Here is a 15,075-nt window from a genome sequence, read left to right as displayed (position 1 = left end):
TTTTTAAAGAAAAGGGGCGGCACTCGTAAAAGTGCCGCATCTTTTTTTAGGGAATAAATCTTTATTTATTCTTTATCTGCCCATTTTAAATCCATGTATCCAACTGGATGTCTAACAATTCCTTTGACATTGGACTTCTCAAGCGTAACTTGGTTGTAATAGTGAATAGGTACAACCGGCATTTCTTCTATAAGGAATTTATCAGCTTGAATCAGCATATCCCAACGTTTTTGCGGGTCTGTTTCATTTTTGATATCTGCTATTAATTTATCAAATTCTGGGTTAGACCAAGTAGTACGGTTCATAGAAGAACCAGTAATAAAGCTTTCTAATGCATTAACAGGGTCTGCATAGTCAAATAAGAACGAAGAGCGTGATAACATATATTTAAACTCTTTTTGTTCTGAAGCAAACACGCTTGCCTCTACATTTTGTAGGGCTATTTCAACTCCAAGAACTTCTTTGAACTTACTTTGAAGTGCTTCTGCAATTTTCTTATGAGTATCACTAGTTGAATAAGTTAAGGTTACTGTTGGAAGTTCATTGTATCCTTCCTCTTTCATACCTTCTTCTAAAAGTGCTTTTGCTTTTTCAGCATCATGTTGAATGAGCTTTCCAGCAGTCTCTCTAAATTCCTTGCCATCTGGACCAATAAATCCGTAAGGAACAAATCCTTCTGCTGCTTTTTCACCATTTTTTGTTACGAATTCTACTATTTCTTGTTGGTCAACAGCCATACCGAACGCCTGGCGAATTTTTTTGTTTGTAAAAGGCTCCATAGAAACGTTGAAACGATAGAAATACAGACCTGCTTGGTCTTCATTTTTTAACTCCGGATCGTTCAACAATTGATCTGCAAGTTCAGATGGTACACCTGAAACGTCTAAATCACCAGTTTTATACATTTGATACTCCGTATTAGAATCATCAATCATTGCCCACTCAACCTTGTCTAGCTTAACAGTATCTGCATCCCAATAGTTCTCGTTTTTCTCAAAAGTAAAGCTTACATCGTGATCCCAGCTAGCTAATTTAAATGGACCATTTCCTACAAATGATTCTGCTTCTGTAAACCATTCTGGGTTTTCTGTAGCTGCCTTCTCATTTACAGGGAAGAAGCTTGGATTTGTAATAATATTTAAGAATGCCTCTGTTGGCGCAGCAAGTTTAACTTCAAATACTTTCTCGCTAACTGCTTTAATAGCAACCGCGTCAGCTGCTCCTTCTCCATTATTGTAAGCTTCTGCCCCTTCAATGAAGTAAGCTAAGAATGCTGCTGGAGAAGCAGTTTCTGGATTTAACATATGCAACCAGCCATAAACAAAATCACCTGCTACGACAGGATCTCCATTTGACCATTTTGCATTCTCACGAATTGTAAATGTATATGTTAAACCATCCTCTGATACGTCAATCTTTTCAGCAGTAGCTTCTTCTGCTTGATGGTCCTTATTTAGTCTTACAAGGCCTTCCATCAAATTGTTTAATGCGCTCCAAGATACCGCATCAAACCCTACTGATGGATCAAATGACGTAGGTTCGTTTCCGTTGTTTAGCTTAAGCACTTTTTCCGTTTCCACAACAGGTTCTTCTTTTCCTTCACCTTCTGTCTTTGTAGTCGGCTCTGTCTCAGTCGGTGTTTTCCCAGCCTCTTCATTGGCTGTACACGCGCTTAACACAAGAACAAACAAAGCCATAATTAATAATGAAAGCCATTTCTTCATCCTATTTTCCCCCTTTGTTTTCTATATGTGAATGCACTTGCGCGCCCTCATCCTGTTTTACTTTTGTACTTGTAATACTTTTGCTCTCTCATCCTGAAGCCAACAATCTACTGCATGAGCATCTGATAGCTTACTAGTGTATGGATAAACATGATCACACACTTCCATTGCAAATTTGCAACGAGCAGTAAACGGACAGCCAGTCGGTGGAGCGAAAAGATCCGGTGGTGTTCCATCTATTGGTTGTAGCTCCTCCTCCATTAAATCTAACCGTGGAACAGAATTGAGAAGCCCTTGTGTATAGGGGTGCTGTGGAGTGTAAAAAATTTCTCTTTTATCACCTATCTCCACAATTTTACCAGCGTACATTACCGCAATGCGGTCTGCAATTTTAGCCACAACACCTAAATCATGTGTGATTAAAATAATGGAAATATCCGTTTTCCTTTGAATTTCCTCAAAAAGTTCCAATATTTGTGCTTGTATAGTTACGTCTAAAGCGGTCGTTGGCTCATCTGCTATAAGGAGTTCTGGATCACAAATCAAAGCAATTGCAATAACAATACGCTGCCTCATCCCTCCTGAAAATTGATGAGGATATTGCTTTAACCGTTCTATTGGATTTGGTATGCCTACTAGGTTAAGCATTTCAATTGCCTTTAATTTTGCTTCATGCTTCCCAATTTTTTTATGGGTGCGCAAACCTTCCGTTAACTGCTCACCAATAGTGAGCGTTGGGTTTAACGCAGTCATAGGGTCTTGAAAAATCATAGATATGTCAATACCTTGGATTTTTCTTAGTTCAGATTTGCTGAGCTTTGTTAATGCCTTCCCTTTAAACAAAATACTACCATTCTTAATCCTGCCGGCTGGTTCAGGTATCAATCCCATAATTGCATTAGAGGTGACACTTTTCCCACAGCCAGATTCGCCTACGATTGCCAACGTCTCACCCTTGTAAAGATCAAAATTGACCCCTCTTACTGCTTCTACTTCTCCACCATATGTTTTAAAGGAAACTTGTAGGTTATTAACCTGTAAAATTTTCTCGTCTGTAATTTTTTTTCTTTCTTTTTTACCATTCCGACTCACTAGTGAGTCATCAGATTGTAAAGATACTGCTACCTCATCCACTTTCCCTCGAGCAAGTTCCTTTGCATGATCTAATTGATGTTCATTCATCCATTCTTACCTCCTAAGCTTTGGATCAAGGGCATCTTGTAAGCCGTCCCCTAATACGTTAAATGCAAACATCGTCACAGAGATAAAGAATGCAGGGAAAAACAGTCTCCACCAATGACCAGATAAAATTACAGGTAGTGCATCGTTTGCCATTACCCCCCAACTGGCAGCTGGTGCAGATACGCCTAACCCTAAAAAGCTAAGAAATGCTTCGGCGAATATAGCACTCGGAACCGTAAGAGTCATTTGTACTATAATCGGCCCCATTGTGTTTGGTAACAAATTTTTACGAATGATTCTAGAGCTTTTTGCACCAAAGGATTTGGATGCAGTTACAAATTCGTAGTTTTTAATCTGTAAAACTTGGCCCCGTACGATCCTGGCCATACCTACCCAGCCGGTTACAGTTAACGCAACGATAATAGTCGTAAGGCTTGGCCCCATAACTACCATCAATAAAATAACTACCAATAAATGCGGTAGACCATAAAGTACTTCAATGATGCGCATCATTATCGCATCGGCTCTTCCACCCTTATAACCACTAAAACCACCATAAATTACACCTATAAAGAAGTCGATCAATGCAGCCATTACCCCTACAAATAAGGAAACTCGTGCACCATACCATGTCCTTGTAAAAACATCTCGTCCTGCTTCATCTGTTCCAAACCAGTGCTCTGCCGATGGTCCTTGATTTTGCATTGGATAATTCATCTCATCCATAGAATATGGGGAAAAAATTGGTCCAAAAATAGCAAACAGAGTTAAAAGGATTAAAAAGAAAAGACCACCCATTGCCAGCTTATTTTTCTTTAACCTTCTCCAAGCATCCTTCCAATAGGATAAGGAAGGCCTTACAACGAATTCCGCCTCTCCGTCTGACTTTTCTTTAGGACGGAACCATTCATCCTTTATTTCCACCGGGGATACTATCTCTTGCGTTTTAGTCATTATGCATCCCCCTCTTTACGATGTAATTTAATACGTGGATCTAGTACTCCGTAAACAATATCTACTAAAAAGAGCATAAATACTAAGAATGCGCTATAAAATACTGTAGTTCCCATAATTACGGGATAGTCTCGATTGTTAATGCTTTCCACAAAATATTTTCCCATTCCCGGAATAGCAAAAATGCGTTCGATTACAAAGGTACCTGTCAAAATACCTGCCAGCATTGTACCCATAATTGTTACAACAGGCATTAAGGCGTTCCTTAAGGAATGTCGAAAAACAATTCTAGCTGGTGAAAGTCCTTTAGCTCTAGCCATTTTGATATAATCCTGTGTTAACACTTCTAGCATGCTGGAACGCGTTAAACGAGCAATAATTGCTGTAGGACCTGTGGCTAAGGCTAGAGTTGGAAGAATCATATGCAACGGACTACTCCAAGTAGCTGGAGGCAACAGTTCCCAATTTACCGCCACCTGTTGAATCAACAAAGTGGCCAAAACAAAGTTAGGAACTGATATACCAATAACAGCAAAGGTCATTGCTAAATAATCAATAATACCGTTATGCCGGAGGGCTGCCAATGTACCTAAAAGAACACCTGACAATAATGCAACTAAAATAGTCGACATACCCAGTTCAAAGGAAATTGGAAATCCCCTTGCCAACAGTTCGTTTACCGATTCATTTGGTTTCTTAATGGATGGTCCAAAATCAAACGTTACAATCGATTTTAAATAGTTTAAATACTGCACATACATCGGTTGATCTAGCTTATAAAACTTTTCTAAGTTTGCTTGAATAGTAGGATTAGAAGTTCTTTCTCCATCAAATGGAGAGCCCGGTATCGTGTGCATTAATGCAAATGTTAGAGTTGCAATGATGAGGATTGTTGCAATCATCATTAAAAAACGCTTAATAATATACTTTGTCACGGAAGGCTTCCTCCTAACAGAATTTGGTTTGCATTGCTAGCTCTACCATGACAAGCATTGCACGATATGCTTCTAGAATGTCTTTTGCTTCAAATTTTACAATTGTTGTTCCTTCTATGATTTCACATCCTGGCATTAGTGCTGCCCACTCCGCTTGTCCATAATTAGTAAATTCAATTTTTAAAACAGGTTGTTCTGGTGGTATAAGTGGTAGTATTTCATCTCTTTTCTTAATAGCCTCTGCCACTTTTTCTTTAAGAAGAGCTTGCGACTTTTGAGGGTGTAGGGTTTTAACAGCAGACCTAGATATAGATTGTTTTACCGCAGCTGTTATAATACCTGGAATGAGAGCCTCCGCCTCTCTACAAGCTCCGTCATCTCCAGCAACCATAATGACAGGAACTCCATAATAACCAGCCACGTATGCATTAAGACCAAGCTCTCCTATCACTACATCATTGATGTACATATTTCGAACTCCAAAAATCATAGAATGACTCATGACTCCTGGTTGTCCAGCTCTAGAATGGTATCCAGCAAAAACTGCTCCTATGTAGCTTTCATCTAAAGATTGAACCATAGAATATGGCTTTAAATCTCCGGTTATCAAAGATGCCTCTGGATGTAACTCCTCCACTAAAAGATTATTCATTTTGGAATGACTATCATTAACCAGTACGTCTTTAACACCTGTAGAAAGAGCCCCTTCTACAATTGCATTGGCTTCCTGTGTCATTATTCGTCTCGCTCTTTCGTAATTATGCTTGTTCGATTCCACAAATGTGTAATCCGGCAGGCCTGTTATGCCCTCCATATCAACTGATATAAATAACTTCATCTCTTCTTCCCCCAACCTTCAACTCTATTTTTCTATTGGTAAACATCACTTTATCAAAATATACGGAAAATTACAATATCTCGTTTTTGCTATCAATTGGCGGATTTATATAAAATAAAAAAGCAAATGCACCTCATATTAAGGGCATTTGCAATATTCGATAAATATAGACACTAAGCTGGTTAAGTCGACGCTACACTTCTATAGCTTTTAACGGAATCTAGAGAAAAATCCTCGATGGGATCCCCCTTGGGATGGGTTGTTAACAGGGTATGCTTGTTGAACTCCTGGTACTACTACGGTTTCATTTGACTCTGTAACGAAATATTGAGGAACATTTACGATGTGCTCTCTATTGACATTTACAATTGGTTGAATGACTGGCTGCATTCTTGGTACGAAAGAGTCACTAACACGATATTGTGGTGGACAAACAATCGGTTCCGCTGCTGGTAATTGTCGTCGGCAACCACATGATTGACCCCAACCTTTTGTTTGGCCGCACGAATGACACATATGGTGATTATTCATTATTTTCACCTCCTCTTGCACTTATACTAATAGATGCAAGAAAGTGGCAGACAACCTAGACAAACACCTCAATGCCCAATAAAAAAAGAATGCCTTTTTTTAAAGACATTCTTTTTTTACTATGCTTAAGGTAAAATGGCAAAGGACCTTACGGGAAATCCAGATGCTTTTTCAGGTTTTGGTACTATATTAAAAATCACTGAACCTTTGGCAGGGATCTTATCCAAGTTCGTTAACAGTTCGATTTGATATGTATCCCTTTCTAGCACGTAGTATTCTCCTAGTAATGTTCCGTTTCTTTGATAATCAATTGCCGAGTCAGTGTCAAATGTTTCATGACCAATAGCTTTAATTTTTCTTTGCTCAAACAAAAATTTTAATGCTTCTATTCCCCATCCTGGAGCTCGATTATTCCCCTCCATATCCTTATTATTAAACGCTTCTACATCTGGCCAGCGCTTGCTCCAATCTGTTCTAAGCGCTACAAACGCACCCTCTTCAATTTCCCCATGCTCTTCTTCAAACGATATAATATCTTCTTTTGTTAAAGTATAATTATTGTCCTCCTTCGCTTCCTTAGACTTGTCAATTACCACTAAAGGAAGGACCAGTTCTTTTAATTCTAGTTCCTCTAAATAACGAGTGTCTCTTACAAAGTGAATTGGAGCATCAATATGTGTTCCATACTGACCTGCAAATGTAAAAGCTTGGGCAAAAAAACCGTCATCATGGTTAAACAATGTTTTTATTTCTGCAGCATCAAATGCTGAAAAATGTGGGGAGTTGGGACCGAAAGTATGTGTAAGATCTACCCATTGTTTTTCTTTTAATACTTTTAAAGCCTGCAGCAGTTCTAATGACATTTGTTCATTTCTCCTTTATGTAAGATTGTTGAAACAAAACTACACCCCTATTTAAATAAGAAGAGGTTTACACATCCATGTTATAATCTCGCTTCTTCTTTAAGACCTATGACCCCTAGAATTTAGCAATATGTAGGCTTTTTATAACTATTAATATATATTGGTTAAAATTAGATTAAATTTAATCAGTTAAGCTGTCAATAAAATAGTTATTTTATTCAAATAATTTAAACTTTTTATATTTCATACAAAATAACTAGTTTAAATGTTTAATTATATTAAAAAATGGCTATAAATATAAACAATACGATGATTTTGGGTATATGGGTTGATTAAACAACTTTATCTTAGTATAGTATTACACTTAACTTAGTTGATTTTAAAAGGAGGAAACATGAAGAATATTTCAAAAGTATTTTATATTACAATAGGCCTTATCATTTTGGCCGTCGGGTATGGAGCCCTAGCTCCCGAGAGTTTTGAGGCTATTACTACTCGTGCTAAAACATTTGTTTCCACAACATTTGGTTGGTATTACATGCTACTCATGTCCGTTATGGTATTAATTAGCATCTTTTTTATCTTCAGTCCCTACGGGAAAATACGATTAGGGAAGGATACCGATCGACCAGATTTCAGTTTAATATCTTGGCTTGCCATGCTATTTTCAGCAGGTATGGGAATCGGACTTGTCTTCTACGGAGCCGCTGAACCTCTATCTCACTTCGCAACTAGTCCTGCCACTGAAGACCCTAATACGAATGCTGCATTTAAAGAAGCCTTACGACAATCCTTTTTCCATTGGGGATTCCATGTATGGGCTATGTATGGAGTAGTTGCCTTATCTCTTGCTTACTTCCAGTTCCGCAAAGGGGAACCGGGATTAATTTCATCAACGCTGAAGCCAATCTTCGGCAAAAAAATGGAAGGTCCTTGGGGCGTCCTTGTCGATGTGCTAGCTGTTTTTGCTACAGCATTTGGAGTAGCAACTTCCCTTGGCTTCGGCGCTGTTCAAATTAACGGAGGTCTTAACTATTTATTTGGTGTTGAAATGGGCATCTTCTCACAATTTGTCATTATTGCGGTTGTTACTGTCTTATTCATAGGATCTGCATGGTCTGGCCTAAGTAAGGGCATTAAATATCTTTCCAATCTTAACTTAGTCCTAGCTATTGCTCTTTTAGTTTTTGTAATTGTTTTAGGACCAACCTTACTAATCTTGAACATGTTCACGGATTCATTTGGTGGTTACTTATCAAATATTGTTCAAATGAGCTTCAGTACTGCTCCACTAGATTCTTCCAACCGAGAATGGTTAGATATGTGGACAATATTCTACTGGGCTTGGTGGATTTCGTGGGCACCATTTGTTAGTATGTTCATTGCCCGCGTTTCTAAAGGAAGAACCATTCGTGAATTTATGCTCGGAGTACTAGTCGTACCCACTCTTTTGAGCGCCATTTGGTTCTCATCTTTTGGTACAACAGCGATTGATTTACAAAAGAAAGGCCTTGCAGATTTAGCAAGTCTTCCGACAGAATTGACTATTTTTGAAATGTTTAATACAATGCCATTCTCTTTAATCATTTCTCTATTTGCAATTCTTTTAATCGCATCTTTCTTTATCACATCTGCAGACTCTGCAACATTTGTTCTCGGTATGCAGTCGACCAACGGTTCACTAACGCCACCTAATAGCGTTAAACTTACATGGGGCGTTATTCAATCGACCGTTGCACTTATTTTATTGTCGGTTAATGGACTCACCGCCTTACAAAACACTATCATTATAGCGGCTCTGCCATTTTCTTTCATAATGATACTTATGATCATATCACTATTTAAATCACTAAATGATGAAGCTAAGTTAATAAAGAAAAAATAAACAAAAAAATGCCAGGATTATTCCTTGGCATTTTTTGTTTTAATTTATTTTTTAAGGGATATTATGAGATAATATACAAAGAACTGGTTGAAAGTGTGGTTTACTCATGATAAAGACGATAGGTAGAACAACTAGCCAAGAAATAATTATGGATTTTCCATTAGAATACATACAAACGAATCAACTAGAATGGTATTGGGTCGATATTGGCGAGCCTACCAAGGAAGAAGAGAAGCTCTTAAGTACTTTCTTCCACTTTCACCCTCTCGCTATTGAAGACTGTTTACTAATGCTTCAACGTCCAAAAATGGATCACTATGAGCAACACGAATTTTTTGTCCTTCATACCTTTAATGAGAAACTGATGGAGGCAGAGGAGTTAAATTTATTCGTTGGTAAGGACTTTGTAGTTACTTTTCACTTCCCACCGATGAGAGAGTTAAATGATGCGAGAGAGCGTATTAAGCTATATTCTAATGGATGGGATAGAGGGACCATGCTCGTCACTTATAATATTGTGGATAAAGTGGTAGACACTTACTTTCCAATTGTTTACCATATCGAAGATTATTTGAATGAAGTAGATGATAAGTTATCAATGGATATGAATCACTTGTCTATGGATCAGGTTTTTGACCTACGTAGTGACTTATTACGTTTACGAAGAACCATCATTCCTATGCGAGATTTGCTATACCGGGTGATGTATTCAGAACGCATTAATTTAAATCAAATGGAACGGGCTTATTTCGATGACATTTATGATCATCTTCTAAAACTAACAGAGATGGTAGAAGCAAATCGAGAGCTAACAGCAGATATAAGGGATAGTTATGATTCGATCAATGCTAGTCGGATGAATCGAATTATGATGATACTAACCATTGTATCTACTGTATTCATCCCTTTAACGTTTATCGTCGGAGTGTATGGCATGAACTTTTCGAATATGCCTGAATTGGAGTGGAAGTATGGTTACTTTACCGTGGTTGCTTTAATGATAGTTATTGCGACTGGGATGATTGCTTGGTTCAAATACAAGGGCTGGTTTAATCTGTTTAGAAATTAAAAATTGTTTGAGGTGATTGCGTGATTGAAATTAAAGGGACACATAATAATGCGGTGGTTTATACGGATACAATAGAAGACACAGCCAAATCTCAGGTAGAGCAGCTTTGTAGTCTACCCTTTCTCCAAGATACTAAGATTAGAATGATGCCCGATTTACATGCCGGAAAAGGTTGCACAGTGGGCACTACTATGACTATTACCGATAAAGTGGTTCCAAACTTTGTAGGCGTCGATTTAGGCTGTGGAATGATATGTGCAAAGCTCGATACAACGAAAGAAAATGTGAATTTTGCAAAGCTCGATAAGACTATTAAAAAAAATGTACCGAGCGGAACTCGCATTCGACAAAAAGAACATCGAAATACAATAGAAATTCCTTTTGAAGAGGTATCTGCTCCTATCAATGAGCAACGCGCACGGCTGAGTCTTGGTACACTTGGAGGAGGCAACCACTTTATAGAACTCAATGAAGGCGAAGACGGTAGTATCTATCTAGTGATTCACTCTGGAAGCAGAAACTTAGGAAAGCAAATTGCTGAGCATTATCAACAAGTAGCTTCTGATGCTTTAGGTAATAGCGTATCAAGGGACCTTGCTTATGTAGAGGGAGACAATATGAAGGATTATTTATACGATCTTTCTATTGCCCAGAAGTACGCGGCTTTTAACCGCAAAACAATGGTTGACGTTATTTGTAGAGGGATGAATTGGAGTGTCCAATCCGAGTTTGACACCATTCATAACTATATTGATTTAGACAACATGATTTTGCGTAAGGGAGCAATATCTGCACAGAATGGTGAAATAGTTATTATTCCAATGAATATGCGCGATGGTTCGCTTATCTGTCGTGGAAAGGGAAATCCCGAATGGAATTATTCTGGCCCTCATGGAGCAGGTCGCCTCATGAGTAGGTCTCAAGCGAGAAAACAAGTAGCTTTGGAGGACTTCCAAGCTTCTATGGAAGGAATTTGGAGCACCTCTGTCGTTTCAAGCACTGTAGACGAGTCTCCTTTTGCATATAAGGCTATGAAGGATATCCTTGCGCATATTGATGAAACCGTAGATGTATTGGAAGTTATTAAACCGATTTATAACTATAAGGCGCACTGAGAACGCCAGAGAGGTTGATCATGATAATTTCATGTTCAACCTCTCTTTTTACTTATAGCCATCAAGACTGGTTTGCTGTCCAATAATAGAACAAAGCAGTAAAGGTTAGCTTTTCTATATTTGAAAGTCCTTCTGCAAGTGAAACATGAACATTCATCCCTTGTAGCTCAAAAGCCGGGTGGGTAGCATAAGGAAACATACCAAAACGATAGGATGCTAATCTTTTGCCATTAAAGTCGTTTATATCTATATCTCCATACATACTTTTTGCTTCCATTTGATGTGTTTTTTCACGATTTGAATCAAACACAATTGCTCTGTTTTTTACCGAAAAAATTGGAAGCACTGTCGTTGAAAGATGTACTTGGTTATGATCATATACTTGTATTTGCATAAATTTAAGTTTGTTCGCAATAGTAAACTTGCTAACCAACTGACCGTCCATCGTTACAACATCATAAGTAACCGGCAATAACATTCCCTTTCGGATAAATGGAAATGCATTAAGCTTTCTTACGACTGGCTGCTCCTCCGTAGGACTGATGCCATAAAGTCTCTCACCAGTATGAGACACTAAATAGCTCCTCGGAATAATAGAGACATCACTTTGGTAGTTTAATTCCTTTAATGGAAATTCGGAAGAAAATTGTTGTGTATCTATCTTTTGTTCTATTGGTAATTTGTTGGCTGCTTGCTGAAACATGAAGGCTACGCTAAATAATATAATTAGTGTCCACCCCATCGTTATATGCAGTTCAAAATCCTTTAATAGGGAGTCTCTAAAGATTATAACTAACGATATGTACATGATTAAACCAATTAGGCATCCCATTTTGGCATATTGGGCGGTACGTTCGTATATGTGCTTCATCTAAATCACCTCTATTATTTTACGATAATCTCTTTAAATAGTTTCAAGAAAAGCGCAAGCGTCTTTTAAGAGCAATTTTATCAATCATATAAATATAATTTATAGGAAAAGCATGCATAATAGATGGCAGATTTCCGCTTTAGGCGGTCGCTTTCCGCGGGGGGAGCGATAAGCCCTCCCCGTCGCTATCGCGTCGTCTTGGGATGTCTTATCTGTCTCCCTCCTCCCGCCGGAGTCGCCGCCTGCCGCTACAATCAACAAAGTGATTTCTGGTGTGTGTAATAAGTAAAGTTGATTAGTTTATTAAGCTTTTCCTATATTCAATATCCAATATAATTTTTTTCCATTCAAAAATCCCTCCAGAAAAATTATATCCTGGAGGGGTTTTACTAATGCTCTAGAGCACGTTTAAACAATTTTTTTAGGAATTGCCAGAGGACATAAAGACCGATCGCTAAAAACAATACGAGTAGTATTGTTTCTACTGCTGAAGGTAGACTAAATGGCTCTATAAAAATTTGAAGCAACACCAACAAATATACAATACCTGCAATTCCTGCAATAATAACAACTCCCATTATCGCAAGCTGTGAGTAGGAGAGCTGTTTTATCTGGTGACGATGTATGAATAATTCTAATACGATTACCAGTAGAATGACGGTAAATGTAATAGTTACCTCATGTAAGTAAATGGAATTTATTAAATAGATAGCAAGAAATAAAATCATTAGGTACTTATAATTTTCATCGACTAGCTTTAGCATACAGCCACCCACCTGCTCTTAGTATTTCATATTTAACCGTTGTCTTCGATGCTCACGTCTTGCTGGACCCGTTTCGTATAAACGTTTTTCATCTTCCGTTTCAGGATGTATGCCCGGCACCGGAACTGGTTTACCTTCTTCATCTACAGCTACCATTGTTACAAATGACTCCGTTGTCAGCTTCTCTGCACCTGTCAGGAGGTTCATGGAAGTCACTCGTACATACACCTCCATGGAAGTGCGTCCTGTCGAAGATACAATTGCATCTAGTTCAATTACATCTCCAACTTTCGCTGAAGATAAAAAGTCTACTGAGTCAATAGAAGCAGTAACTACAGCACCTTTTGCATGCTTCATAGCGGTGATTGCTGCTATTTCGTCTATAAACGCCAAAACTTTTCCACCAAATATTGTTTCATGGTGGTTAGTGTCTGGAGGTAAGATTAAATGGGTTTGAATGGTTCTTGATTGACTCATTGGATTTGTATTCACAATAATCTCTCCTTGATGATTAACTTCCATAAGATCTTAAGTATTACTTAAAATCTTATTAACTTAGTATAACATTTCTTCTTTAATTTGAGTTGGATGAAGACGCGATACTGGTAGCTGCAATGGAAGAAATCATCATTGCCTGTTGCGCTTGAATAAGCATTTCAAGAGAAGTAGCCATGGATATAGCGGCTGTTTCATACACATTCTTCGAAGATTTCAAGGACAAACCAAATGCAATAGGGAGTGCGGATTCCTTATACCAAGAGAATAGTTTCATACTAGTCAATGCTCTATAAGATTCTACAATGTCCATGAGCTCACTTTCGTTCAATTTTAATGCAGCCATAAAACCGATTATTGGATACTGTGGAGTAGAGACTTTAATCTTTACACTTTTCATTCCATCTCTAATAACTACGACCCTTGACACCGCTTCTGGATCGAAATGTAAATTCGTATATGTTAGAACCTGGGACATCCACTGCAATTCATTTCCAAGGTAGAATTTATGATTTTTTAACTCCTCATAGTATCTATTCATCGTTTCTGCGCGTACAGCAGTATCCCCTTCCAGCTTACCTAGGAACATAGCGTACGGGTAATCATCACTAGCTGTCAAAAAGCGATGATGGACTTTCATAGCTGCCATCAGATCTTTTGCTCGACTAATCTCATAATCCCATTGTTCTTTTTCATCCGACATCATTAAGGCAGCGAGATATGAGTAATTGTTCATCTTAAACGAATTTTTCTTTAGTTCCTCGACTTTTACTAGCAACAGATTTACCGCTTCCTCCGGCTCTAATCCACTAACATCCAGTGTTGCAGTAAATAGTGGCTGTAGCTGCGAACGTAAAGGAGAGAACATACCCACTCGTTTCTTAATAATTTCGGATATTTCCTTGAATCTTTTCTTATCGATTTCCTTATCCAATGCCGCGTAATATCCTGCAAGGGACAATATTATTCTTTTGTCTATACTCCACCCCAAAAGCTCTTTCAGTTCATTATAAGTTGCCTCTATTTTTTGTACATCTAACAATTTCCTCACTCCTTTACTTTTTTACTGTTTAATATCCATAAAGGTTTCACTAATTTGTTATACTATTACCACTAAGAAAAGTAGGTGTTGAATATGCGTATTAATAAATACTTAAGTGAGTCTGGGATAGTATCAAGACGTGGAGCGGACAAGTGGATTGCAGATGGCAAAGTAACTATTAACGGGAAATTGGCCGAACTCGGTAGCCAAGTGGAGGACGGTGATGATGTCCAAGTCGACGGTAAGCCGGTGGTTGTCGAACAGCCTCTAGTATATCTCGTTTTAAATAAACCCGTTGGAATCACAAGTACAACGGAACGCCACATAAAAGGAAATATTGTAGACTTTGTTAACCACCCTCTTCGCATCTTTCATATTGGGCGTTTAGATAAGGATTCAGATGGTCTCATCTTGTTAACAAACGATGGAGATATAGTAAATGAAATATTACGTTCAGAAAACAAACATGAAAAAGAGTATATCGTTACAGTTAACGAAAAAATTACTGATACATTCATTGAAAAAATGGCCTCAGGAGTAAATATTCTTGGGACTAAAACATTGCCGTGTAAAGTTAGAAAGATGGGTCCTAACACATTTAATATTATATTGACTCAAGGTTTGAATCGGCAGATTAGAAGAATGTGCTCTGCACTAGGATTTACCGTAAAGAGACTTCAACGTGTGCGTATAATGAATATCTCGATTGAAGGGCTTACTATTGGAGAATGGCGTGAACTGACAGATCAGGAACGAAAAGAATTATTTGCCCAATTAAATTACGCCCCAAAACGATAGTATTAGAAA

15 protein-coding genes are annotated in these 15,075 nt (G+C 38.0%); 4 read left to right on the top strand and 11 right to left on the bottom strand.

All coding sequences use genetic code 11. The features are described 5' to 3' along the window. Positions 1-65 precede the first annotated feature (65 nt). The 7 genes from D0S48_RS12925 to D0S48_RS12895 all read right to left on the bottom strand — a co-directional run bounded on the left by D0S48_RS12925 (position 66) and on the right by D0S48_RS12895 (position 7,027). Positions 66-1,724: a peptide ABC transporter substrate-binding protein gene (locus tag D0S48_RS12925; protein WP_144540891.1), complete on the bottom strand. Its 1,659-nt coding sequence runs from the start codon at positions 1,722-1,724 to the stop codon at positions 66-68. A gap of 57 nt (positions 1,725-1,781) precedes the next feature. Beyond that, positions 1,782-2,906 carry an ABC transporter ATP-binding protein gene (locus D0S48_RS12920; protein ID WP_144540889.1) on the bottom strand — a complete coding sequence of 375 codons (1,125 nt, stop codon included), beginning with the start codon at positions 2,904-2,906 and terminating at the stop codon, positions 1,782-1,784. 6 nt (positions 2,907-2,912) lie between these two features. Beyond that, positions 2,913-3,860, bottom strand: coding sequence for an ABC transporter permease (locus D0S48_RS12915; protein ID WP_144540887.1), 948 nt, complete (start codon positions 3,858-3,860; stop codon positions 2,913-2,915). Next, positions 3,860-4,795, bottom strand: a complete 936-nt coding sequence (locus D0S48_RS12910; protein WP_144540885.1) for an ABC transporter permease — start codon at positions 4,793-4,795, stop codon at positions 3,860-3,862. Before D0S48_RS12910 ends, D0S48_RS12915 begins: the two co-directional genes overlap by 1 nt. Positions 4,796-4,808: 13 nt before the next feature. Further along, positions 4,809-5,633: a M55 family metallopeptidase gene (locus D0S48_RS12905; protein ID WP_151112016.1), complete on the bottom strand. Its 825-nt coding sequence runs from the start codon at positions 5,631-5,633 to the stop codon at positions 4,809-4,811. Between the two features lie 210 nt (positions 5,634-5,843). Further along, complete coding sequence (locus tag D0S48_RS12900; RefSeq protein WP_151112014.1) at positions 5,844-6,164, bottom strand: hypothetical protein; 321 nt, start codon at positions 6,162-6,164, stop codon at positions 5,844-5,846. Between the two features lie 125 nt (positions 6,165-6,289). Beyond that, a complete protein-coding gene (locus tag D0S48_RS12895; protein ID WP_151112012.1) occupies positions 6,290-7,027 on the bottom strand; it encodes a cyclase family protein in 738 nt (245 codons plus the stop codon). 394 nt (positions 7,028-7,421) lie between these two features. On the opposite strand from D0S48_RS12895, the gene D0S48_RS12890 reads away from it, so the two are divergent. The 3 genes from D0S48_RS12890 (at position 7,422) to D0S48_RS12880 (ending at position 11,096) form a co-directional block, all read left to right on the top strand. Further along, on the top strand, positions 7,422-8,912 hold the full coding sequence (locus D0S48_RS12890) for a glycine betaine uptake BCCT transporter (RefSeq protein ID WP_151112010.1): 1,491 nt from the start codon (positions 7,422-7,424) through the stop codon (positions 8,910-8,912). A gap of 106 nt (positions 8,913-9,018) precedes the next feature. After that, positions 9,019-9,981, top strand: coding sequence for a magnesium/cobalt transporter CorA (gene corA / locus D0S48_RS12885; protein WP_144540875.1), 963 nt, complete (start codon positions 9,019-9,021; stop codon positions 9,979-9,981). A 20-nt stretch (positions 9,982-10,001) separates the two neighbouring features. Beyond that, positions 10,002-11,096, top strand: a complete 1,095-nt coding sequence (locus tag D0S48_RS12880; protein ID WP_186318256.1) for an RtcB family protein — start codon at positions 10,002-10,004, stop codon at positions 11,094-11,096. A 61-nt stretch (positions 11,097-11,157) separates the two neighbouring features. On the opposite strand, the gene D0S48_RS12875 is transcribed toward D0S48_RS12880, so the two are convergent. From D0S48_RS12875 to D0S48_RS12860, 4 genes are all read right to left on the bottom strand, one after another. Continuing rightward, the gene (locus D0S48_RS12875) at positions 11,158-11,967 is read right to left on the bottom strand and encodes a hypothetical protein (RefSeq protein WP_144540873.1); all 810 of its coding nucleotides are present in this window, start codon (positions 11,965-11,967) and stop codon (positions 11,158-11,160) included. Between the two features lie 389 nt (positions 11,968-12,356). After that, positions 12,357-12,731: a hypothetical protein gene (locus D0S48_RS12870; RefSeq protein WP_151112008.1), complete on the bottom strand. Its 375-nt coding sequence runs from the start codon at positions 12,729-12,731 to the stop codon at positions 12,357-12,359. 18 nt (positions 12,732-12,749) lie between these two features. Continuing rightward, positions 12,750-13,253: an acyl-CoA thioesterase gene (locus D0S48_RS12865; RefSeq protein WP_144540869.1), complete on the bottom strand. Its 504-nt coding sequence runs from the start codon at positions 13,251-13,253 to the stop codon at positions 12,750-12,752. 52 nt (positions 13,254-13,305) lie between these two features. Continuing rightward, positions 13,306-14,268 carry a DUF4003 family protein gene (locus D0S48_RS12860; RefSeq protein ID WP_191963801.1) on the bottom strand — a complete coding sequence of 321 codons (963 nt, stop codon included), beginning with the start codon at positions 14,266-14,268 and terminating at the stop codon, positions 13,306-13,308. Positions 14,269-14,361: 93 nt separating this feature from the next. On the opposite strand from D0S48_RS12860, the gene rluF reads away from it, so the two are divergent. Continuing rightward, positions 14,362-15,066 carry a 23S rRNA pseudouridine(2604) synthase RluF gene (rluF, locus tag D0S48_RS12855; RefSeq protein ID WP_144540865.1) on the top strand — a complete coding sequence of 235 codons (705 nt, stop codon included), beginning with the start codon at positions 14,362-14,364 and terminating at the stop codon, positions 15,064-15,066. The last annotated feature ends 9 nt before the right edge of the window (positions 15,067-15,075 follow it).

Source organism: Psychrobacillus sp. AK 1817 (assembly GCF_008807035.1).
Classification (GTDB): domain Bacteria; phylum Bacillota; class Bacilli; order Bacillales_A; family Planococcaceae; genus Psychrobacillus; species Psychrobacillus faecigallinarum.
Note: the sequence above shows the minus strand (reverse complement) of the source record. Positions and strands in the feature narration are given on the sequence as shown.